20 protein-coding genes and 1 tRNA gene are annotated in these 21,498 nt (G+C 41.7%); 16 read left to right on the top strand and 5 right to left on the bottom strand.

What is annotated here, in order from left to right; genetic code table 11:
* The first annotated feature begins 64 nt into the window (after positions 1 to 64).
* From FGG15_RS09455 to odhB, 6 genes are all read left to right on the top strand, one after another.
* On the top strand, positions 65 to 1,222 hold the full coding sequence (locus tag FGG15_RS09455; protein WP_138835630.1) for a DegT/DnrJ/EryC1/StrS family aminotransferase: 1,158 nt from the start codon (positions 65 to 67) through the stop codon (positions 1,220 to 1,222).
* Positions 1,223 to 1,361: 139 nt separating this feature from the next.
* Positions 1,362 to 2,378, top strand: coding sequence for a UDP-glucose 4-epimerase GalE (galE, locus tag FGG15_RS09450; protein ID WP_138835629.1), 1,017 nt, complete (start codon positions 1,362 to 1,364; stop codon positions 2,376 to 2,378).
* Between the two features lie 129 nt (positions 2,379 to 2,507).
* Positions 2,508 to 3,785: a metal-dependent hydrolase family protein gene (locus FGG15_RS09445; protein ID WP_138835627.1), complete on the top strand. Its 1,278-nt coding sequence runs from the start codon at positions 2,508 to 2,510 to the stop codon at positions 3,783 to 3,785.
* 32 nt (positions 3,786 to 3,817) lie between these two features.
* Complete coding sequence (locus FGG15_RS09440; protein WP_138835625.1) at positions 3,818 to 4,174, top strand: hypothetical protein; 357 nt, start codon at positions 3,818 to 3,820, stop codon at positions 4,172 to 4,174.
* 97 nt (positions 4,175 to 4,271) lie between these two features.
* Complete coding sequence (locus tag FGG15_RS09435) at positions 4,272 to 7,067, top strand: 2-oxoglutarate dehydrogenase E1 component (protein WP_138835624.1); 2,796 nt, start codon at positions 4,272 to 4,274, stop codon at positions 7,065 to 7,067.
* Positions 7,068 to 7,094: 27 nt separating this feature from the next.
* Positions 7,095 to 8,318 (top strand): 2-oxoglutarate dehydrogenase complex dihydrolipoyllysine-residue succinyltransferase, encoded by a 1,224-nt coding sequence (gene odhB / locus FGG15_RS09430; protein WP_138835622.1) that lies wholly within the window; start codon positions 7,095 to 7,097, stop codon positions 8,316 to 8,318.
* 203 nt (positions 8,319 to 8,521) lie between these two features.
* Here odhB and FGG15_RS09425 read toward each other — a convergent pair whose 3' ends face one another.
* On the bottom strand, positions 8,522 to 8,965 hold the full coding sequence (locus FGG15_RS09425; protein WP_138835620.1) for a retropepsin-like aspartic protease: 444 nt from the start codon (positions 8,963 to 8,965) through the stop codon (positions 8,522 to 8,524).
* A 37-nt stretch (positions 8,966 to 9,002) separates the two neighbouring features.
* Between FGG15_RS09425 and FGG15_RS09420 the strand changes: the two genes are divergently transcribed.
* The 10 genes from FGG15_RS09420 (at position 9,003) to FGG15_RS09375 (ending at position 15,417) form a co-directional block, all read left to right on the top strand.
* Positions 9,003 to 9,770, top strand: coding sequence for a TatD family hydrolase (locus tag FGG15_RS09420; RefSeq protein ID WP_138835619.1), 768 nt, complete (start codon positions 9,003 to 9,005; stop codon positions 9,768 to 9,770).
* 9 nt (positions 9,771 to 9,779) lie between these two features.
* Positions 9,780 to 10,805: an asparaginase gene (locus FGG15_RS09415; RefSeq protein ID WP_138835617.1), complete on the top strand. Its 1,026-nt coding sequence runs from the start codon at positions 9,780 to 9,782 to the stop codon at positions 10,803 to 10,805.
* Positions 10,806 to 10,874: 69 nt separating this feature from the next.
* Positions 10,875 to 10,962, top strand: a tRNA-Ser gene (locus tag FGG15_RS09410).
* A gap of 78 nt (positions 10,963 to 11,040) precedes the next feature.
* On the top strand, positions 11,041 to 11,775 hold the full coding sequence (locus tag FGG15_RS09405; protein ID WP_138835615.1) for a MotA/TolQ/ExbB proton channel family protein: 735 nt from the start codon (positions 11,041 to 11,043) through the stop codon (positions 11,773 to 11,775).
* A gap of 27 nt (positions 11,776 to 11,802) precedes the next feature.
* Positions 11,803 to 12,249: a hypothetical protein gene (locus FGG15_RS09400; RefSeq protein ID WP_138835613.1), complete on the top strand. Its 447-nt coding sequence runs from the start codon at positions 11,803 to 11,805 to the stop codon at positions 12,247 to 12,249.
* 12 nt (positions 12,250 to 12,261) lie between these two features.
* The gene (locus tag FGG15_RS09395) at positions 12,262 to 12,879 is read left to right on the top strand and encodes an ExbD/TolR family protein (protein WP_138835612.1); all 618 of its coding nucleotides are present in this window, start codon (positions 12,262 to 12,264) and stop codon (positions 12,877 to 12,879) included.
* A gap of 12 nt (positions 12,880 to 12,891) precedes the next feature.
* The gene (locus FGG15_RS09390) at positions 12,892 to 13,374 is read left to right on the top strand and encodes an ExbD/TolR family protein (RefSeq protein WP_138835610.1); all 483 of its coding nucleotides are present in this window, start codon (positions 12,892 to 12,894) and stop codon (positions 13,372 to 13,374) included.
* 178 nt (positions 13,375 to 13,552) lie between these two features.
* Positions 13,553 to 14,173, top strand: a complete 621-nt coding sequence (locus FGG15_RS09385; RefSeq protein WP_138835608.1) for an ExbD/TolR family protein — start codon at positions 13,553 to 13,555, stop codon at positions 14,171 to 14,173.
* Between the two features lie 8 nt (positions 14,174 to 14,181).
* Entirely contained in the window at positions 14,182 to 14,658 is a 477-nt protein-coding gene (locus FGG15_RS09380) for an ExbD/TolR family protein (RefSeq protein ID WP_138835606.1), read from the top strand.
* A gap of 66 nt (positions 14,659 to 14,724) precedes the next feature.
* Complete coding sequence (locus tag FGG15_RS09375) at positions 14,725 to 15,417, top strand: porin family protein (protein ID WP_138835604.1); 693 nt, start codon at positions 14,725 to 14,727, stop codon at positions 15,415 to 15,417.
* On the opposite strand, the gene FGG15_RS09370 is transcribed toward FGG15_RS09375, so the two are convergent.
* The 4 genes from FGG15_RS09370 to FGG15_RS09355 all read right to left on the bottom strand — a co-directional run bounded on the left by FGG15_RS09370 (position 15,412) and on the right by FGG15_RS09355 (position 21,431).
* Positions 15,412 to 16,014, bottom strand: coding sequence for a hypothetical protein (locus FGG15_RS09370; RefSeq protein ID WP_138835603.1), 603 nt, complete (start codon positions 16,012 to 16,014; stop codon positions 15,412 to 15,414). The genes FGG15_RS09375 and FGG15_RS09370 overlap by 6 nt on opposite strands.
* Entirely contained in the window at positions 16,014 to 17,471 is a 1,458-nt protein-coding gene (gene rpoN / locus FGG15_RS09365) for an RNA polymerase factor sigma-54 (protein ID WP_138835601.1), read from the bottom strand. Before rpoN ends, FGG15_RS09370 begins: the two co-directional genes overlap by 1 nt.
* A 43-nt stretch (positions 17,472 to 17,514) precedes the next feature.
* Positions 17,515 to 18,948 (bottom strand): asparagine--tRNA ligase, encoded by a 1,434-nt coding sequence (gene asnS / locus FGG15_RS09360; RefSeq protein WP_138835599.1) that lies wholly within the window; start codon positions 18,946 to 18,948, stop codon positions 17,515 to 17,517.
* A gap of 86 nt (positions 18,949 to 19,034) precedes the next feature.
* Positions 19,035 to 21,431, bottom strand: a complete 2,397-nt coding sequence (locus FGG15_RS09355) for an efflux RND transporter permease subunit (RefSeq protein ID WP_138835597.1) — start codon at positions 21,429 to 21,431, stop codon at positions 19,035 to 19,037.
* Positions 21,432 to 21,498 lie beyond the last annotated feature (67 nt).

Raw genomic sequence — 21,498 nt, 5'->3', positions numbered from 1 at the left:
ATTCTTTCATCAATAGGCCATTATGGCATCTTAATTTCTTAATTTTGTAATTCAATTTATCTTAATGAAGAAAATACAGATGGTTGACCTAAAAGGTCAATACGAAGGGATAAAAAATGAGGTGAATTCTTCCCTCACCGAAGTCCTGGAATCCTCAGCATTTATCAATGGTCCTTATGTTCATTCCTTTCAAAAGGAACTGGAAGATTATTTGGAGGTAAAACATGTAATCCCCTGTGCCAATGGCACCGATGCATTGCAGATTTGTATGATGGGTCTGGGCTTGCAGCCTGGGGATGAGGTTATCACCGCCGATTTTACATTTGCGGCCACTGTAGAGGTTATAGCCCTGCTCAATTTAACCCCCGTCCTTGTTGATGTAGAACCTGATACTTTCAACATTGATCCCGAAGCCATCGAAAAAGCCATTACTCCCAAAACCAAGGCTATTGTACCCGTACACCTTTTTGGACAATGTGCCAATATGGACGCCATTATGGCTTTGGCAGAAAAGCACAATCTTTTTGTGATTGAGGACAATGCACAAGCTATCGGAGCCAGTTATTCCTTTGCTGACGGAACCAAGAAAAAGGCAGGAACCATGGGGCATGTGGCCTCTACCTCCTTTTTTCCATCCAAAAACTTAGGCTGCTATGGCGATGGCGGAGCCATTTTCACCAATGATGATGACTTGGCACATACTATACGGGGTATGGTCAACCATGGAATGTACAGAAGATATTACCATGATGTTGTAGGAGTGAACTCCCGTTTGGATTCCATACAGGCGGCGGTCCTAAAAGCCAAACTTCCAAAATTGGACGACTACAACAAAAAAAGAAGGGAGGCTGCCCAAAAGTATAACAAGGCCTTTCAAGGACAGCCAAACATTGTAATCCCAAAAATGGTACGGAATTGTGAAGGTATCTGTGATGATTGTGATTGTCATGTTTTTCATCAGTATACGCTTCGTATTTTGAACGAAAAAAGAGACAATTTAGTGCAACATTTGAACGATAACGGCGTTCCATGTGGGGTGTACTATCCAGTTCCGCTCCATCTGCAGAAAGCCTATGCTAATAATCGTTATGATGAGGCGGATTTTCCGGTCACCAATCAATTGATAAAAGAAGTCGTTTCCCTTCCAATGCACACAGAATTGGATGATGAACAAATTGCTTTTATCACCAACTTGGTCATAGACTTTGTAAATAACCAATAATAAAACGAGCATAAATTTTCATCATTTCAACTTCATCTAGGTAAATGATTAAAATTTATAGGAGTTCCTGAATGAATTCAAATTTTTTGAACCTTCCAGACGTTAAGCTGGCATTCAGATATCAAAAAATTTTAAACAGATGAAAATACTTGTGACTGGGGGACTTGGGTTTATTGGGTCCCATACCGTTGTTGAACTTCAAAATGAAGGTTTTGAGGTGGTCATCATAGACAATTTATCCAATTCATCCGAAGATGTTCTAGATGGTATAGAAGCCATTACCGGAATCCGACCCATTTTTGAAAAATTTGACCTTCGGGATAAATCTGATGTTCAGGATTTCTTTAAGAGGCATGCGGATTTGGAGGGGGTTATTCATTTTGCTGCATCAAAAGCAGTGGGAGAGAGTGTGGATAAACCACTCCTGTACTATGAAAACAACCTCGGGGTTTTGGTGTACATGCTACAAGAACTCACAAAAATGGATAAAGCCAATTTCATATTTAGTTCTTCCTGTACGGTTTATGGACAGGCAGACGAATTGCCCATAACAGAAGACGCCCCGGTAAAACCCGCGGAATCTCCGTATGGAAATACCAAACAAATTGGTGAGGAGATAATTAGGGATACCTGTAAAATTAGCCCGCAATTGGCGGCCATTGCATTACGCTATTTTAATCCAATTGGAGCTCACCCGTCTGTGGAAATAGGGGAGTTGCCCCTAGGAATACCGCAAAATTTGGTGCCGTTTATTACACAGACTGCGGTAGGGCTAAGGGAACAACTTTCTGTTTTTGGGGATGATTATCCTACCAATGACGGAACCTGTATCCGGGATTACATTCATGTTGTGGATGTGGCAAAAGCACACGTTGTGGCGCTACAGCGATTGTTGAATCAAAAAAATGAAGGCAATTACGAGGTGTTTAATCTTGGAACAGGAACGGGTAGTTCTGTCTTAGAGGTTATTCACAGTTTTGAGCGTGTTTCTGGCGAAAAATTGAACTACAAGATAGTGGATAGAAGACCTGGAGATGTAATCAAAGCCTATGCCGATACCACTAATGCAAATAAAGTGCTGGGTTGGAAAGCGGGATCTACGTTGGATGATTCCATGAAGTCGGCCTGGGATTGGGAGCGCAAGGTAAGAGGTTAATACCTGCAACAAAGAAAATCAAAAAGCCCGTCATTTGACGGGCTTTTTTTGATACATCCGGAAGGGGTTTTATGGCTTTAACGGAATCAATGCTTACATTTAAACGATAATCTTTTAGCTAACTCAAATATGAAAAACTTTCTTTTACTTCCAGCATTGCTTATAGGTTCCATCCTAATGGCCCAGGACACCTATCTCCATTGTGGTAAAATCGTGGATGTCCAATCGGGTAAAACCCTTTCGGAGAAAACCATCGTGGTTTCAGGAAAATCCATTAAGTCCATTCAAAATGGGTATCAGGTTGGTGGCGCGGAAGATAAAGTTGTCGATTTAAAAGATAAGACCGTTCTTCCTGGATTTATAGATATGCACGTTCATATCGAAGGAGAATCAAGTCCTAGCCGTTACTTGGATCGTTTCACTAAAAATGATGCTGATGTGGCATTTCAGTCAACAGTGTATGCAAAACGAACTTTGTTGGCCGGCTTTACTACTGTGAGGGATTTAGGAGGCTCAGGAGTAAATATTGCACTTCGTAAGGCTATAGCAAAAGGTTTAGTGGTAGGGCCAAGAATTTTTACTGCGGGCAAAGCCATTGGAACTACCGGAGGACATGCTGATCCCACCAATGGAATGAAAATTTCCTTAATGGGTGATCCTGGTCCAAAAGAAGGGGTGGTAAACTCTGCAGAAGATGCTAGAAAAGCCGTTCGACAACGCTACAAAGATGGGGCCGATGTCATTAAAATTACAGCTACTGGAGGTGTATTGAGTGTGGCCAAAAGTGGTCAAAACCCGCAATTTACTATAGAAGAAATCGAGGCTATAGTTGAAACAGCGAAAGACTATGGCATGCTAACAGCTGCCCATGCGCATGGTGATGAAGGTATGCGAAGAGCTATCAAAGCAGGCATAAAAACAATAGAACATGGTACGTTAATGAAAGAGCCCACTATGGATTTGATGGTAAAACACAACACCTATCTTGTACCTACCATATCTGCAGGTAAAGCTGCAGCACAAATGGCTGAAATTCCAGGCTTTTTACCTCCAATTGTTGCTAAAAAAGCTAGAGAGATAGGTCCGGTTAGCGAGAAAAATTTTAAGAAAGCCTATGAAAAAGGAGTGCCTATTGCTTTTGGCACTGATGCTGGCGTATCGCCTCATGGTGATAATGGAAAAGAATTTACGTATATGCATGAAGCAGGGATGCCAGTGATTGATGCATTGCGTTCCGCCACGATAACCAATGCAGAGCTCCTGGGTATGAAAAATGAACTGGGGCAACTAAAAAAGGGTTTTATCGCAGACATTGTTGCTGTTGATGATAACCCATTGAAGAATGTTAAGACCCTGGAAATTGTAAATTTTGTTATGAAAGAAGGGAAAATTTATAAGTCGGAATAAATCCTATTCATTAAGTTGGACGTAGTTACACTGTGGAATCCAATTTCAATACCAGTCTTGAGATAGTTGAGTTTGCTCAGCAGGAGCAGCTCTATGATAGCTTGCTCCTACAGCTTAGCAAGGATTTTGCGTTGGCAAATGCTCCCTTGGATTTTCCCAAGGAAATCGGTCCCAAGGAAGTAAAGTCCTTACTACATGAGAAAATCTACTTCCTGATTTTGGAAAAATTCCAGAACTATTTAAACCTGCTCTACATTGTGGATATCCCAGAGCAGGAAATCAAGAAGTTAACCACTCTTGATGCTGTGGATGCCTCTTCCGTTGTTTGCTTTTTGATCCTTAAAAGGGAGTGGCAGAAAGTCTGGTTCCGACATAAATATAACTCCTAGGCGCATTTTGTCAAATTAGGCCAAGTTTGTTGATGTACCAATGGTATTTGTTGTATTTTTGACTAAATTTTTGCATAGCTTTTGCTAGAAACTATCAATGGATAAATATTCCTTTTTAAATGCTGCGCACACTTCATTTTTTGCGGAGCTATACGATAAATATCTAACAAGCCCAGATAGTCTTGAACCCAGTTGGAGGGCTTTTTTCCAAGGTTTTGATTTTGGTTTGGAAAGTTCCTTGGATGAATTGGATTTGACCTCTTCAAACGGAATGGTGATTTCGTCCAACGGAGAGGCAGTGGCCCTTCCACAATCCTTGCAAAAGGAGTTTCAGGTGATCAAGCTGATCAACGGTTATCGTTCCAGAGGGCATTTGTTTACCCAGACCAATCCAGTGAGGGAACGAAGGAAGTATGAACCATCACTGGAGCTCACCAATTTTAACCTTTCCGATGCTGATTTGGACACTGTTTTTGATGCGGGAAAGATTATTGGGATAGGACCAAGCAGTCTTAAGAACATTGTTGCCCATCTAGAGCGGATCTATTGTGACGCCATAGGGGTGGAGTATATGTATATCCGAACCCCAGAACGGATTCAGTGGATTCAGGATTGGTTGAATGTAAATGACAATCATCCCAATTTTTCTCCGGAGCAAAAGAAAAATATCCTTAGAAAGCTTAACGAGGCCGTTTCGTTTGAAGGGTTTTTGCACACCAAATATGTAGGGCAAAAGCGCTTTTCCTTGGAAGGTGGCGAGTCTTTGATTCCCGCTTTGGATGTCATTATGGAGAAAGCGGCTGATGCAGGAGTGAAGCAGTTTGTGATGGGAATGGCCCACCGTGGCCGATTGAATGTGCTGACCAACATTTTTGGTAAATCACCGAAAGATATCTTTAGCGAATTTGATGGCAAGGATTATGAAGAGACCATCTTTGATGGGGACGTAAAATATCACTTGGGATGGACCTCACGACGGGAAACGGACTCTGGAAAAGTGGTCAATATGAATATTGCCCCAAACCCATCCCACCTAGAAACCGTAAATGGAATTGTTGAGGGAATTGCGAGGGCAAAACAAGACCGTCATCACCAAGAAAATGTATCTGAAGTACTTCCAATTTTAGTGCATGGCGATGCTGCTTTTGCAGGGCAGGGAGTGGTTTATGAAATTATACAAATGGCCCGCTTGGATGGTTACCATACTGGGGGCACCATTCATATTGTGGTCAACAACCAAATTGGGTTTACCACAAATTATTTGGATGCACGATCATCCACCTATTGTACCGATGTAGGTAAAGTGACCTTGTCGCCGGTATTGCATGTAAATGCGGATGATGCTGAGGCAGTGGTGCATGCGGCAACTTTTGCACTGGAATATAGAATGCGTTACAAACGCGATATTTTCTTGGATTTGCTAGGATATCGAAAGTATGGACACAACGAAGGGGACGAGCCCAAGTTTACCCAGCCCTTATTGTACAAGTCTATTTCCAAGCACAAAAATCCAAGGGATATCTACGCAGAAAAATTGATTGCGGAAGGAATCATAGACAAGGATTATGTCAAGAGTTTAGAGGCCGAATATAAGAAAAACCTGGAGGAGGATTTATTGGATTCCCGTAAGGTTGAAAAGACTGTGATTACGCCTTTCATGCAAGATGAGTGGGAAGGTTTTGGACAGGTAACCGAAGACGCCATGTTGGGGGATATTAAAACCTCTTATCCACAGAAAAAACTTGATGCCATTGCCAAGAGTATCACAGCATTGCCGGAAGGGAAGAAATTCCTGCGAAAGTTGGAGCGATTGGTAGGAGCCCGGAACAAAATGTATTTCAAAGACAACCAACTGGATTGGGCCATGGGCGAGCTTTTGGCCTACGGATCTTTGATAGAGGAGGGGTATGATGTACGTATGACCGGTCAGGATGTGGAACGGGGAACCTTTTCCCACAGACATGCCGTTATCAAGACCGAAATGCATGAAGAGGAAGTTACACTGCTCAATGAATTGGGAGAAAATCAGAATGGGAAATTCCATATTTACAATTCCTTGCTTTCAGAATATGCAGTAATGGGGTTTGATTATGGCTACGCCATGGCTAGTCCAAAAACCTTGACCATATGGGAAGCCCAGTTCGGGGATTTCAGTAATGGAGCTCAAATTATTATAGATCAATACCTGTCTTCCGCAGAGGACAAATGGAAACTGCAGAATGGTCTGGTACTTTTATTGCCCCATGGATATGAAGGTCAGGGTGCGGAACACTCTTCCGCCAGAATGGAAAGATATCTTCAGCTTTGTGCCAAGGATAATATGTATGTGGCGGACGTTACAACCCCTGCCAATATGTTCCATTTGTTGCGAAGACAAATGAAGGCTGGGTTTAGAAAGCCCTTGGTGGTTTTTACTCCCAAAAGTTTGTTGAGACATCCTAAGGTTTTATCCACCAAGGAAGAGATGGCCAAGGGAAGTTTCCAGCCTTTGATTGATGATGAACAAGCATCTGCGTCCAAGGTGAAAACCCTGGTTTTCTGTACAGGGAAATTCTACTATGATTTGCTGGACAAAAAGGAAGAGTTGCAGCGAGAGGATGTGGCCTTGGTCCGACTGGAACAATTATTCCCGCTTCCTTCCAGGGAGATGCGAAGCATTATCAAAAAATATAAAAATGCCAATGATATCGTCTGGGCTCAGGAAGAACCGAGAAATATGGGGGCTTGGGGGCATTTGTTGATGCATTTTGAGGAAGCCAAAACCTTTAGGGTGGCTTCGCGAAGATTCTATGGAGCTCCGGCAGCAGGTAGCGCAGTACGGTCCCAAAGAAGACATGCGCAAGTTATAGAATATGTCTTTGACAAAAGCAAGGACAACATGGTAAGAAGATAAATTACAAAAGCGTAAAACTAGAATAACATGGTTTTAGAAATGAAAGTTCCCTCGCCAGGGGAATCCATAACCGAGGTAGAAATAGCAGAGTGGTTGGTGCAAGATGGGGATTATGTGGAAAAGGATCAGGCCATTGCCGAGGTCGATTCAGATAAAGCTACTTTGGAACTTCCGGCGGAAGAAAGTGGAATCATAACCTTAAAAGCTGAAGAAGGAGATGCCGTTGCGGTAGGTGAAGTGGTATGTTTGATTGATACAAGTGCCGCCAAACCTGAAGGAGATGCAGCTCCTGCGTCGGAAGCTAAATCAGAACAGAAAGAAGAGCCTGCCAAAGTGGAAGCTCCAAAAGCAGTTGAAGCGAAAAAGGAAACGTATGCTTCAGGAACCCCTTCTCCCGCAGCTAAGAAAATTTTGGATGAGAAAGGCATTGAGGCAGCCTCAGTTTCTGGAACAGGAAGAGATGGACGAATCACCAAGGATGATGCGGTAAAGGCAGTTCCATCCATGGGAACTCCAACAGGTGGAAACAGAGGAGAATCCCGTTCCAAGCTGTCAATGCTTCGAAGAAAAGTGGCCGAACGTTTGGTTGCTGCCAAGAATGAAACGGCCATGTTGACTACCTTCAATGAAGTGGACATGTCTCCCATTTTTGCGCTACGAAAAGAATACAAAGAAACTTTTAAAGAAAAACACGGAGTTAGCCTTGGGTTCATGTCTTTCTTCACAAAAGCCGTAGTCCGTGCTTTGGAAATGTATCCGGCCGTAAACTCCATGATTGACGGAAAAGAAATGTTGTCCTTTGATTTTTGTGATATCAGCATAGCGGTATCAGGCCCTAAAGGACTTATGGTGCCCGTAATTAGAAATGCGGAGAACCTTACTTTCCGAGGCGTAGAATCTGAGGTAAAACGATTGGCAATCCGAGCAAGGGAAGGGGAAATTACCGTTGACGAAATGACCGGCGGCACCTTTACCATTACCAATGGTGGAGTATTTGGTTCCATGTTGTCAACACCAATCATCAATCCTCCCCAAAGTGCGATTTTGGGGATGCACAATATTGTGGAGCGCCCCATTGCCAAGGATGGACAGGTAGTCATAGCGCCTATTATGTATGTGGCGTTGTCCTATGATCATAGAATCATTGATGGAAAGGAATCCGTTGGATTCTTGGTTGCCGTGAAGGAAGCATTGGAAAGTCCTGAAGAATTGCTGATGGACGGCAATGTGAAAAAAGCTCTTGAGTTATAGGATAGGTTAGGTTCGATTTTGTTTCGGACGTACTTTTTTGGATAGGTAACTTTCTAGGGTCTATCACAAGCTATAAATGTGAAAATGCTTGAATTTGAAAATGGGAAAATTCCACTAATTCTCCCATCTTTTCTCCATTTTTTATGTTTAACCAATAACCAATAACCAATAACCAATAAAGGTGAAGGTTTTCAGTTAATTGTTCACGGCGTTTTTAAAAACAAGCACCTTTTATCGTAGTCGATAACAGCCTTTCCTTTTTTAAGGAGATCCGCTCCAATAATACCATCAACAGGTAGGGAATTATGTGAGGTCAAGGCTTGGTTGACATGAACCAAATCAAACAACACAATTTTCTGTTTTTTCTTGGACCAAGATCCGATCTGAATTTTATTTTTTGCGGAGACCAAGGTTTCCATTTCGGTCGCGCCTGCCCCAGCTGCCTTAATATCCGATACCTCAGAAACCATCTTGAAATAGTCTATTTTATCCATGCCCACACAGGTATTGGAAGCTCCCGTGTCCAGAATAAATCGACCTGAAACCCCATTGATCATAGCTGAAATTTCAAAATGATTGGTGGCGGTCAGCACCAAGGGTATCCGCACGTAATTTTTGGATTTCAAGAATTTTTTGAGCGCTTTCATCTACGATTTTTATTAAAGATAAACCTATTTTTGCTTTATGGTTATAACCGATACACATACCCATTTGTATAGCGAAGCCTTTGATGAAGATCGTGCCCAAATCATACAATCTGCGATGAATTTGGGCGTGGAACGATTCTTCATTCCCGCAATTGATTCCACCTATACCCAATCCATGTTGGATTTGGAATCTGACTTTCCCAACAACGTTTTTTTGATGATGGGATTGCATCCTACCCATGTGAAAGAAAACTTCAGGGAAGAACTGCAACATGTGGAGGAGATGCTTGCCAAACGCAAGTTCTATGCGGTGGGTGAAATCGGTATCGATTTGTACTGGGATAAATCCTTTTTGAAGCAACAACAGGAAGCTTTCGTATATCAGATCCGGTTGGCCAAGAAATACCAACTTCCCATTGTGATTCATTCCAGGGAATCCTTTGATGAGATATTTGAAGTATTGGAACAGGAAAAAAGTGAAGACCTGTACGGCATATTCCATTGCTTTACCGGAACATTGGAGCAGGCGCATCGTGCTATATCGTTCAATATGAAATTGGGAATTGGAGGGGTGGCAACTTTCAAAAATGGAAAAATAGATCAGTTCTTACATGAAGTGGACTTGGAGCATATTGTTCTTGAAACGGACTCCCCTTATTTGGCGCCGGTGCCCTTTAGAGGAAAACGAAATGAGAGTTCCTATATAATTAAGGTATTGGAAAAGTTATCTGAGATCTACGGTATGAGCCAAGAAGAGATTGCCAGCATAACGACAGAGAATTCAAAACAGGTTTTTGGAATTTAATCAGAAGAAATGAAGACAAACATTTTGTTGATCTATACTGGAGGTACTATTGGAATGGTCAAGGATTATGAGACTGGGGCTCTAAAAGCGTTCAATTTTGAAGAGCTGGTCAACAATATTCCTGAACTGAACCAGCTGGATTGCGAAATTCAAGGGCTTTCATTGGAGGATCCCATTGATTCTTCGAACATGAATCCAACATACTGGGCAACCATCGCTACCATGATTGAGGAAAATTATAAGGCCTATGATGGTTTTGTGGTATTGCATGGGAGTGATACCATGAGCTATTCGGCTTCGGCCCTAAGTTTTATGTTGGAGAATTTGGCTAAACCTGTCATCTTTACGGGGTCTCAGTTGCCTATAGGTGACTTACGCACGGATGCCAAGGAAAACTTGATTACCTCCATTCAGATTGCTGCTCTACAGAGCAAAGGTAAACCTGTAATACAAGAGGTGGGGCTGTACTTTGAGTATAAGTTGTACCGGGCCAATAGGACAACCAAGATCAATGCAGAGCATTTTGAGGCATTTGCTTCGCTTAACCATCCGCCTTTGGTAGAATCTGGGGTGCACCTTAATGTGCATCATTCCTATCTATTGAAACGACCTTCAAAATCGAAACCCTTACAAGTGCACAAGAATTTGGATGACAATGTCATGGTGCTTAAACTTTTCCCGGGATTGAACCATGAAGTTCTAAAATCAGCTTTGCAAGTAACGGGATTAAAAGTCTTGATTCTGGAAACCTATGGTGCTGGAAATGCTCCAATGGATGATTGGTTTTTGTCTGAAATTGGGAATGCAGTAGATAAAGGGTTGCATATAATTAATGTAACCCAGTGTTCTGGAGGAAGTGTTGCCATGGGGCTTTATGAGTCTAGTGAAAGGCTCAAGCAAATGCAATTGATTAACGGAAAGGATATTACGACGGAAGCAGCCATTACCAAGGCAATGTACCTGCTGGGGACCAAAGTTTCGCGTAGGCTTTTTAAAACGATTTTCGAAACTTCTTTACGGGGCGAAATGCTCTAAAATTAACGGCTTAAATTTCATTTAATAATTATTTTTTCGTTTATTGCTCGGCCTATACTGAGATTAATTAGAGAGGTGGCCGAGTGGTCGAAGGCGCACGCCTGGAAAGTGTGTATACACCAAAAGTGTATCGAGGGTTCGAATCCCTTCCTCTCTGCTAGGTATAAAAATTTTTTGGTATTAAAATTTTTATATCTTTAACATTATTAACTAACTAAATTTAAGTTTTAGAAAAATGAAAAAATTATCCTTTACTCTGGCTGCTGCCGGAATGTTTGTTATGGGAACTACATCTGCTTCTGCAGCTATGTTTCAAGATGAAGCCGCGGCCGAAGCCAGCAAAGGTTTCACCCAGGTTTTGAAAGAACAATTTATCCAAGGGGGTCCTGCTTTCATGGGAATCGTACTTTTATGTTTAATCTTGGGATTGGCGGTTGCCATTGAGAGAATAATTTATTTGAATTTGGCCAGCACCAATTCTGCCAAACTTAAGCAACAAGTGGAAGATGCTTTGGCTTCCGGTGGTGTAGAAGCCGCTAAGGAAGTGTGCAGAAACACCAAAGGGCCTGTTGCCTCCATTTTCTACCAAGGTTTGGATAGAGCCGGTGAAGGTTTGGAATCCGCTGAAAAAGCTGTTGTGGCTTATGGTGGGGTTCAAATGGGGCAATTGGAGAAAAACGTTTCTTGGCTATCATTGTTTATCGCTATTGCACCCATGCTTGGGTTCATGGGTACGGTAATTGGTATGATTGCGGCCTTCCAGAAAATTGCAGCTGTGGGTAACTTGAGTGCCTCTTTGATCGCTGGTGATATTCAGGTGGCGTTATTGACAACCGTATTCGGTTTGATCACGGCGATTATCCTTCAAATTTTCTACAACTATATCATTGCAAAAATCGATAGTATCGTAAATGACATGGAAGACTCCTCCATATCTTTAATAGATATGTTGGCAGCACATAAAAAGTAATTACGAAATTTAAAACTATCGAGAATCATGAATAAAATAATTAAAATAGTATTGATTGTCATCGGGTTGGTTGCGGCCGTACTCTGGTTCTCTTTACCATCTGCTGATGACCCGGATGCCATTAATAGTGGATCAATGAACTTCATGTTCGTTATCATGTACATATTATTGGCAATAGCTGTTGTTGCCTCCTTGTTTTTTGGATTGAAAAAATTACTCTCTACACCGGGAAGCCTTAAGAAGACCTTGTTTGCGCTTGGAGGTTTGGCCATTGTGGTCGCGATTTCGTACGGGCTTTCTTCTTCGGAAGAAGCTAAAGCGGTAGCGGATTCATTTGCTAACAATCCAAACATTGTCGCAACGGAAGGAACGGTAAAAAACATAGGCATGGGATTGAATGTTTTCTTTATCCTAACTGCCGTAGCCGTAGCTCTAATGGTTTTTCCAGGGTTGAAAAAAATGTTTGTTAAGTAAAAACTCAAAGTTATGCCTAGAAGAAAAGGAGCACCAGAAGTGAATGCCGGTTCTATGGCAGACATCGCTTTCCTATTGCTTATCTTTTTCCTGGTTACCACGACCATTGAAACAGATGCAGGATTGGATCGTATGTTGCCACCAATGGAACCGCCAGAGGAGGATGTGGTAATCAAGCAAAAGAACATTTTTACGGTTAACATCAATAAAAATGGTCAATTGTTGGTTGAGGATGAGTTGATGGACTTAAAAGGTTTGAGAAAAGCCGCTATGGACTTTCTTGAAAATGGAGCGGATGGTACCTGCAATTATTGCAAGGGACGAAAAGATCCAGCTTCCTCGGATAACCCATCCAAAGCGATTATCTCTCTGAAGAATGATAGGGAAACCAAATACAGTACCTATATCACCGTTCAGAATGAGTTGGTAGGAGCTTACAACGACCTTAGAAATAGAGAAGCCCAAAGAATCTTTGGAAGATCGTTTGTTGAAATGGAAGGGGAGTATCTCGATCCAAAAAACAAAGATTTATTTACAGCATCACAATTGGAAAAATTGAAGGATGATGTAAAGAGGATTCAAGATATGTTTCCACAGAAACTATCGGAAGCTGAAACAACAAGTAACTAAAGTAATTAACGTATGGCAAAGTTTGCAAAAAAGAAAGATGGCGATTTGCCTGCGGTTTCAACCGCATCGTTGCCAGACATCGTATTTATGCTACTGTTCTTTTTTATGACAGTAACTACGATGAAAGATAGTTCTTTGTTGGTGGAAAATACGCTTCCAAATGCAACTGAAATCAAGAAGTTGGAGAAAAAAGACCGAGTTGTCTATATTTATGTAGGAAAGCCTACGCAAGAATATCAAAAGGTTTTTGGTACTGAACCAAAAATCCAATTGAATGATAAGTTTGCGAATGTAGATGAGGTAGGATCTTATATTTTGGCAGAGCGTGCCAAAAAACCACAAGAATTACAAAATGTATTGACTACCGCATTAAAGGTGGATAAGAATGCCAATATGGGCCTTATTGCCGATATTAAGCAGCAATTGAGAGAAGTAAATGCCCTTAAGGTCAACTATACGACTTATGAAGGTAATGCTTTCAACAATCTGCAGTAGACAATAACTTAGATTTAGTGGAAAACGCTCCAAGTTTTAGATTTGGAGCGTTTTTTTATGCACTTTTATGAAATCTTCCCGATAGTTTTGGTCTCCAGTGTTTTGGAATAATTGTTGTGATGGTTTGGATAGCCCGACTGGGTTATTTAATCAATATGTCCAACTAAATATTTTCATTATGGCTAGAAACAACGAAATTCCGGAAGTGAATGCCGGATCCATGGCAGATATTGCCTTTCTGTTACTTATCTTTTTCTTGGTCACGGCAACCATCCAAACCGATATGGGATTGGATAGAAAATTACCTTCAAAGGAACCTACGCCACCAATTACGTTCAATGAGCGAAACGTGTTCAGGATCGTTCTCAACAAGAATGATGAACTCATGGTGGAAAGCGAAATAATGCAGCTCAAAGACCTTCGAAATGCAGCTATAGCATTTCTGGATAATGGTGGGGAGAGCCAAGGAGATAATGACGATTGCAGCTATTGCCTAGGAGCCCGAAATCCTAATTCATCAGACCATCCCAAGGAAGCTATTATTTCTTTGAATAGTGATAGGGAGGCTACCTATGGCACTTATGTCACTGTGCAAAATGAATTGACAGCGGCATACAACGAATTAAGAAATAGGGAGTCCCAACGTTTGTTCAATATGGATTTTGTGGAAATGGAGCAACGTTATTTTGATGCTGAGACGCCATCGGAAATCAAAAAGGTGCTGAAGGAGAATATTATGGCAATTAGAGACTTGTTTCCCATGCAGTTGTCTGAGGCACAAACCAATCAAATTAAATAAGAAAGATCATGGGAAATTTTAAAAAAAGCAAAAAAGGAATGCCGGCAATTTCAACCGCGTCCTTACCGGATATTGTATTTATGCTCCTATTCTTTTTTATGACGGTGACTACCATCAAGGATTATCCTATGCTGGTGGATAACGAACTTCCAATGGCGGATCAAGTCAAAAAATTGGAAAAGAAGGATAGGGTCATCGAGATATATGTAGGGAAACCCGCCGAGGATTTGGTAAAGGTTTTGGGGGCAGAACCCAAAATCCAATTGGACAAAAGACTGGCCAATGTGAATGAGGTTGCCCCTTATGTGCTTTCAGAGCTCGCCAAGAAACCAGAAGCCATTAGAAATTTGGTGACGGTTTCATTAAAAGTGGATAAAAAAGTGGGCATGGGCATCGTTTCCGATATCAAGGAAGAATTGCGAAAAGTGAATTTGTTAAAGGTAAATTATACCACTTACGAGGGTAACAGTCTTTCCGGACAATAAGCCTGATATTTTTGGCTAAAAAACAATCCAAATGTGTATTTTGGATTGTTTTTAGAGCGTTTACCTATGAGGAACTGGACTTCTTTAATGACATTGCTTTTGGGCTGGTTTACCATCTTCGGAATATCGGCCCAAACTCCGCAGTCAGTGGATGACCGATACTTGGAAGACCAGTTCTATGTTGGTTTGGGATTTAATTTTTTGTTGGATAGGCCAACGGATGTGGTTCAAAGAAGTCTTTCCTACAATCTACAGACGGGATTTATAAAGGATATTCCACTATCACGCAGAAGAAATGTTGGATTGGGGCTTGGATTGGGTTATGCCGTCAATTCTTACTATACCAATATTAAAGCCACTCAAGTTGGGGATGCCATCACTTATGAAGTGGTGAGTACGGACGACATTGTTCGAAGCAAATTGGAAACCCATACCGTTGAAGTTCCCTTGGAAATTAGATGGCGTACATCAACTCCAGAAGAATATAAGTTTTGGAGAATTTATGCCGGAGGTAAGTTGGGTTATGTCTTTTCCGGAAGATCAAGGTTGGTGATGGATGAAACTGGAGCTGAGGGATTTTCGAATAGTGATATCCAGAAATTGCAATACGGATTGACCTTGAGTTTTGGCTACAACACCTGGAATATTCATGCCTATTATGCCCTAAATCCCTTGCTGGAAGATGGAACCCAAATTGAAGACGGGGTACCTATAGATATGCGCGTGTTGCGCATCGGGTTGATTTTTTACATTTTATAGCCAGTACTTTAATATGAGCAGTTGGGAGCCTACCCCGACCACAAATCCTATTAACAATTCAGCTTTACTGTGGGCTTTAAGATATAATCTGGAAGTTGCCACAAGTCCGGTCAATAGGGTAAACAAACTTATACCAAGGGTGATGTTTTGTTCAAAATGGATACTAAGTCCAATCATGAACATTAGCAAGCTTCCCATACCCAGTAAATGCATGCTGGTCTTGAATTTGAGAAAAAGCAATATCAAGGCAGCTCCTGTTGCGGTCAATAAACCAGTGAAAAAGAAGAAAAGCTCATTCACGTAGTTGTTGGGGATTACCTTGTACAAAATCATTAGCAGTAGTATGCAGCTGATATATAAGGGATATTTGCGTTCTTGGAGGGTGGGTAGGAAAATGGATTTGATGACTCCAAGGTTTTTCAGGATAAGAAAGAAAATTATCGGGATAATTACCGTAAGAATGAAAATGGGAAGAATATTACCGCTTTGCACCTCTAAGGTACTGTACGGGGTTAACCTGAAGAAGAGCAATGTTCCTCCAATGGGGATAAACAAGGGGTGAAAAATGTAGGAGATAATGTTGAGGAAATGATGCATTAGATTTGCTTTCTTAACCTCGCCACAGGTATTCCTAGCTGCTCTCGGTATTTGGCGACAGTTCTCCTTGCTATGGGATACCCTCTTTCCTTTAATATTTTAGCTAATTTATCGTCAGTTAAAGGTTTTTTCTTTTCTTCCTCCCCAATGACAGTTTCCAATATTTTTTTGATTTCCTTGGTTGAGACATCTTCTCCCTGCTCATTTTTCATGGACTCTGAGAAATACTCCTTAATCAGTTTGGTACCATAAGGAGTGTCCACATATTTACTGTTTGCAACCCTTGATACCGTGGAAACATCCATGCCAATTTGATCCGCAATATCTTTGAGAATCATGGGGCGTAACTTGCGCTCATCCCCAGTTAAGAAATAATCCCGTTGGTAATTCATAATGGAGCTCATGGTCACATACAGGGTTTGCTGCCGTTGTTTGATCGCGTCAATAAACCATTTAGCCGCATCCAATTTTTGCTTGATAAAAAGAACCGTGTCTTTCTGGGCCTTGGACTTTTCCTTGGAATTTTTGTAACCTTCCAACATATTGCTATAATCACGGCTTACGTGCAATTCCGGAGCGTTTCTTCCATTCAGGGTCAGCTCCAATTCCCCTTCAACAATTTTGATGGAGAAATCAGGAACAATATGTTCAATGATACGAGTACTCCCAGCATAAGAGCCGCCAGGTTTTGGATTCAATTTCTCAATTTCCGAAATGGCTTCTTTGAGCTCTTCCTCACTGATATGATGTTTTTGCAGTAGTTTGGAATAGTGCTTCTTTGTAAATTGATCAAAAGATTTTTCCAAAATGGTTATGGCCAATTCCACTGCCGGGGTTTTTTCCTTTCTTTTGAGCTGGATAATCAAGCACTCTCCCAATGATCTTGCTCCGACACCAGGGGGGTCCAATTCCTGAACTGTTCTCAGAACTGCTTCAATGTCCGTTTCCTCCACGTAAATATTCTGGGTAAAGGCCAAATCGTCCATAATGTCTGAGAGGGGTCTACGGATATAGCCACTTTCATCCACACTTCCCACTAAAAACTCGGCAATGGCCCATTCCTGGTCATCCAGATAAATGGTGTTGAGCTGGTTGATCAAATATTGGTTAAACGAAATACCGGAGGCATAAGGGATGCTCTTTTCGTCATCATCTGCACTGTAGTTGCTGGTCTGCGTCCGATAGTCAGGAATCTCATCATCACTAAGGTAGTCGTCTATATTAATTTCCTCAGCAGATATGGTTTCGCTGTCAGTTGAATCGTCATAGGCGTCCTCATATGCGTCATCCAAGCCTTCCTTTTCCTCTTTTCCACTCTCCAAGGCAGGGTTTTCCTCCAATTCTTGCTTTAACCGTTGTTCAAAGGCCTGAGTAGGCAATTGAATCAACTTCATAAGCTGAATCTGCTGCGGGGACAGTTTCTGGGAAAGCTTGAATTGAAGATGTTGTTTTAGCATAAAAAACTACCGTATTGCTTTCTTATAAAATTACGCAATCCTATTAAAATTCCGCATTTTGTGGGAACCTAGGGTAGGGGATGACATCGCGGATATTTCCCATTCCCGTGGCAAATTGGACCATCCTTTCAAATCCAAGGCCAAATCCACTGTGAACGGCGGTTCCAAAACGTCTAAGATCTAGATACCACCACAACTCCTTCTCATCAATATCAAGAGCTTTGATTTTTTGTTGGAGTACTTCCAAGCGTTCCTCTCTTTGCGAACCTCCCACAATTTCTCCAATCCCGGGAAACAAAACATCCATGGCCCGAACGGTTTTACCATCCTCGTTCAATCGCATATAGAACGCTTTGATATTGGCCGGATAATCAAACAGGATTACGGGACACTTAAAGTGCTTTTCCACCAAGAAACGCTCATGTTCGCTTTGAAGGTCTGCGCCCCATTCGTTAATAGGGAACTGGAATTTCTTTTTCTTGTTGGGTTTGCTGTTTCTTAAAATGTCTATAGCTTCCGTGTAGCTTACACGCTTAAAGTTGTTGTCCACAATAAACTTAAGCTTTTCGATAAGCGCCATCTCTGATCTTTCGTTTTGGGGCTTGGATTTTTCTTCATCCAAAAGACGCTTTTCCAAAAATTCCAGGTCATCCTTGCAGTTCTCCAATACATATGTAAGAATGGATTGAATAAAATCCTCTGCCAAATCCATGTTGGCGTCCAGGTCATAGAAAGCCATTTCCGGTTCTATCATCCAGAACTCCGCCAAGTGTCTGGAAGTATTGGAATTTTCTGCCCTAAACGTGGGGCCGAAGGTGTACACTTTGCCCAATCCCATGGCATAAGTTTCTGCTTCCAATTGCCCAGAAACGGTCAAGTTGGTCTCCTTTCCAAAGAAGTCTTGGGAATAATCAACTGCTCCGTCTTCTGTTAAAGGGGTATTTTGTGGTTCCAGAGTAGTTACCCTAAACATTTCTCCAGCTCCCTCAGCATCGGAACCTGTAATTATTGGGGGGTGCATATAATAGAAACCATTCTGCTGAAAATACTGGTGAACGGCAAAAGCCAAGGCCGATCGTACCCGCATTACTGCAGAAAACGTATTGGTACGTACCCGTAAATGCGCTTTTTCCCGTAGAAATTCCAAAGAGTGTTTTTTGGGTTGAATTGGATAGGTTTCCGGATCAGCGGTACCATGGACAAAAACATCTGCTGCCTGTATCTCCACACTCTGGCCTCTTCCCTGGCTTTCAACAAGGGGCCCGGATATCTTTAAGGCAGCACCAGTGGATATCTGCTTAAGCAAATTCTCATCAAAATTTTCAAAATCGATGACACATTGAAGGTTGTGAATCGTAGACCCATCATTTAGTGCCACAAAACGGTTGCTTCTAAAGGTTTTTACCCATCCGTTCACCTCTACACTTTCTCCAATCGGTTGCTTTGCAAGCAGTTCTTTTACAGAATAAGACTTCATTATAATCTATGGTAAATTAAGCGGTAAAGATAGCTTTTTGGTCAAAAAGGATAACACGTAAACTGCAATTAAAACAGTCCTTGTGGCTATTTGTCCTTGATATTGACTTCTTCCTGCGGAAGGATATCTATCTGCGGTTTTTTGAGTACTTGCTTGTTGGCAATGCTTCGTTCCAATGATAGCAGTAAGGACGGAAGCAGAATCAAGTTCGCGAGCATGGCGAAGAGTAAAGTAGCGGATACTAGTCCCCCCAGAGCCTTAGTGCCTCCAAAACTTGAAATGATGAATACGGAAAATCCAAAGAACAGAACAATGGAGGTGTAGAACATACTTACCCCGGTCTCCCGAAGTGCGGCATATACAGATCTTTTGATATGCCATTTGTGTGTGGCCAGTTCCTGTCGGTATTTGGCCAAAAAGTGAATGGTATCATCCACTGAGATTCCAAATGCGATGCTGAACACCAAAATGGTAGATGGTTTGATGGGCACACCCAGATATCCCATTACCCCAGCAGTAATGACTAGCGGAAGCAGGTTGGGAACCAATGAAATGACTATCATTCGGAACGAACGGAACAAATAGGCCATGAACAATGAAATAAGTCCAATAGCCAGAGCCAGTGACAAAAGTAGATTTTTGACTAGGTATCTCGTGCCCTTAAGAAACAATAAGGCCTTACCGGTCATGTATACATTAAATCGTTCCGAGGGAAAGAATTTGGTGATGGATTCCTGTACATCTTTCTCAATTTCCTCCATACGGTCAATCTTCACATCCCGCATATAGGTGGTCAACCGGGCTGTTTGCCCAGTGCTATCCACAAAACTTTCAAGAAGGTCACCGTCGCTTGATGACTTTCTAACCATATCCATGATAAAGGTGTTTTCCTGCGATGTGGGGAGCTGATAATATTTAGGTATACCGTTGTAAAACGCCTGCTTGGAGTATTTTACCAGATTGACCACGGAAACTGGCTTGGACAGTTCCGGTATTTCCTCAATAACGGTTCCCAATTGATTCATTCGCCTAAGAGTGGCTGGTTTGGTAACCCCATTTTTTCGCTTGGTGTCCACCACAATTTCCATGGGCATAATACCATCAAACTCTTCCTCAAAAAAGCGGATATCTTTAAAGTAGTGCGTGTTTTTGGGGAGGTCTTCTATTCTACTACCGGTAATTTCTATTTGGTAAATCCCGATAATACTCAATACCAGAACAATCACCGAGGTAATATAAACGCCAATTCTATGATTTCTTACGATATGTTCCATCCAATTGACGAAAATATCAATCCACTTTTTGTTCAAGTGTTTTAAGTGCTTGGTCTTGGGAAGCGGCATAAAACTGTACAGAATGGGGATGATCAATAGGGAAAGAATAAAAATCCCAACAATGTTAATGGAAGCTACAATACCGAATTCCTTTAGTAGATCGCTGTCAAGAATTATAAAAGTGGCAAATCCGGAAGCCGTTGTGATATTGGTCATCAAAGTGGCATTCCCAATTTTGGAGATGACCCTCTGCAGCGAAAGGGCCTGGTTCCCGTGTTTTTTGACTTCTTGCTGGTATTTATTGATCAGGAAGATGCAATTGGGGATTCCTATTACAATGATCAAGGGTGGAATAAGCGCTGTGAGTATGGTTATTTCATATTGGAAAAGACCCAAGATTCCGAAGGCCCACATCACCCCTATAATTACAACAAACATGGAGATAAAGGTTGCCCTAAAACTCCTAAAGAAGAAAAAGAAAATAATGGATGTTACGAAAAGGGCGGCCACTATAAAGATGCCAATTTCATCAACAATGGATTTGGTATTCCAAGTTCTGATGTATGGCATTCCGGAAACACGAACGTCCAAGTTGGTTTCTTCTTCAAAAATCTTGACCAAATCTCCCAAATCATTGAGGATAAATTCATTCCGAACGGCGGTGTTCATAATGTCCTTATCCAGGTAAATTATGGTTTGGATGGTTTCACTTTCAGCGTTATAGATCAGATTGTCATAGAAAGGAAGTTCCTTAAAAAGATGGGTTCTTATGGCATTAATCTCCTCCTCGGTCTGGGGTGTTTCCTCAATAAGTGGCTCCATGACAAACACCTGCTGTTCATTATCTTTTCTTAGAACTTTGAGATTGTCTGTGGAAATAACGTAGTCAATTTCTGGGAAAGCATCCAATTGCTTGCTCAGTTTGTTCCACCTATTGAAGTTACTGGGGGTAAATAAAGCGGAATCCCTAATGGCCAGTACTATGGCATTACCTTCCTCACCAAAAATGCTCTTGAAGGCATTGTACTGTACCGTAGCTGGGTGGTCATCTGGCAGAATGTTGGCTTCCGTATTGGAGAACTGCATGTTCTTCCACTGCATGGCCAAGAAGACCGTAAAGGCGGCAACCCCAAGAAGAATCAAGATTCTATTGCGCAGAATTAGACGTGCGACCGTGGGCCAAAATCCTCTTGTAAGCTTTGCTACCATACGATTTTTATTGGGCGCAAAGGTAGAAAATGATTGGTTGTGTTCCTAAAGATCGCCAAGGGTTGTT

Source organism: Flagellimonas algicola (assembly GCF_005937185.1).
GTDB classification, from domain to species: Bacteria; Bacteroidota; Bacteroidia; order Flavobacteriales; family Flavobacteriaceae; genus Flagellimonas; species Flagellimonas algicola.
The sequence above is the reverse complement of the archived record's forward strand: the minus strand, read 5'-3'. Positions and strand labels throughout refer to the sequence as shown.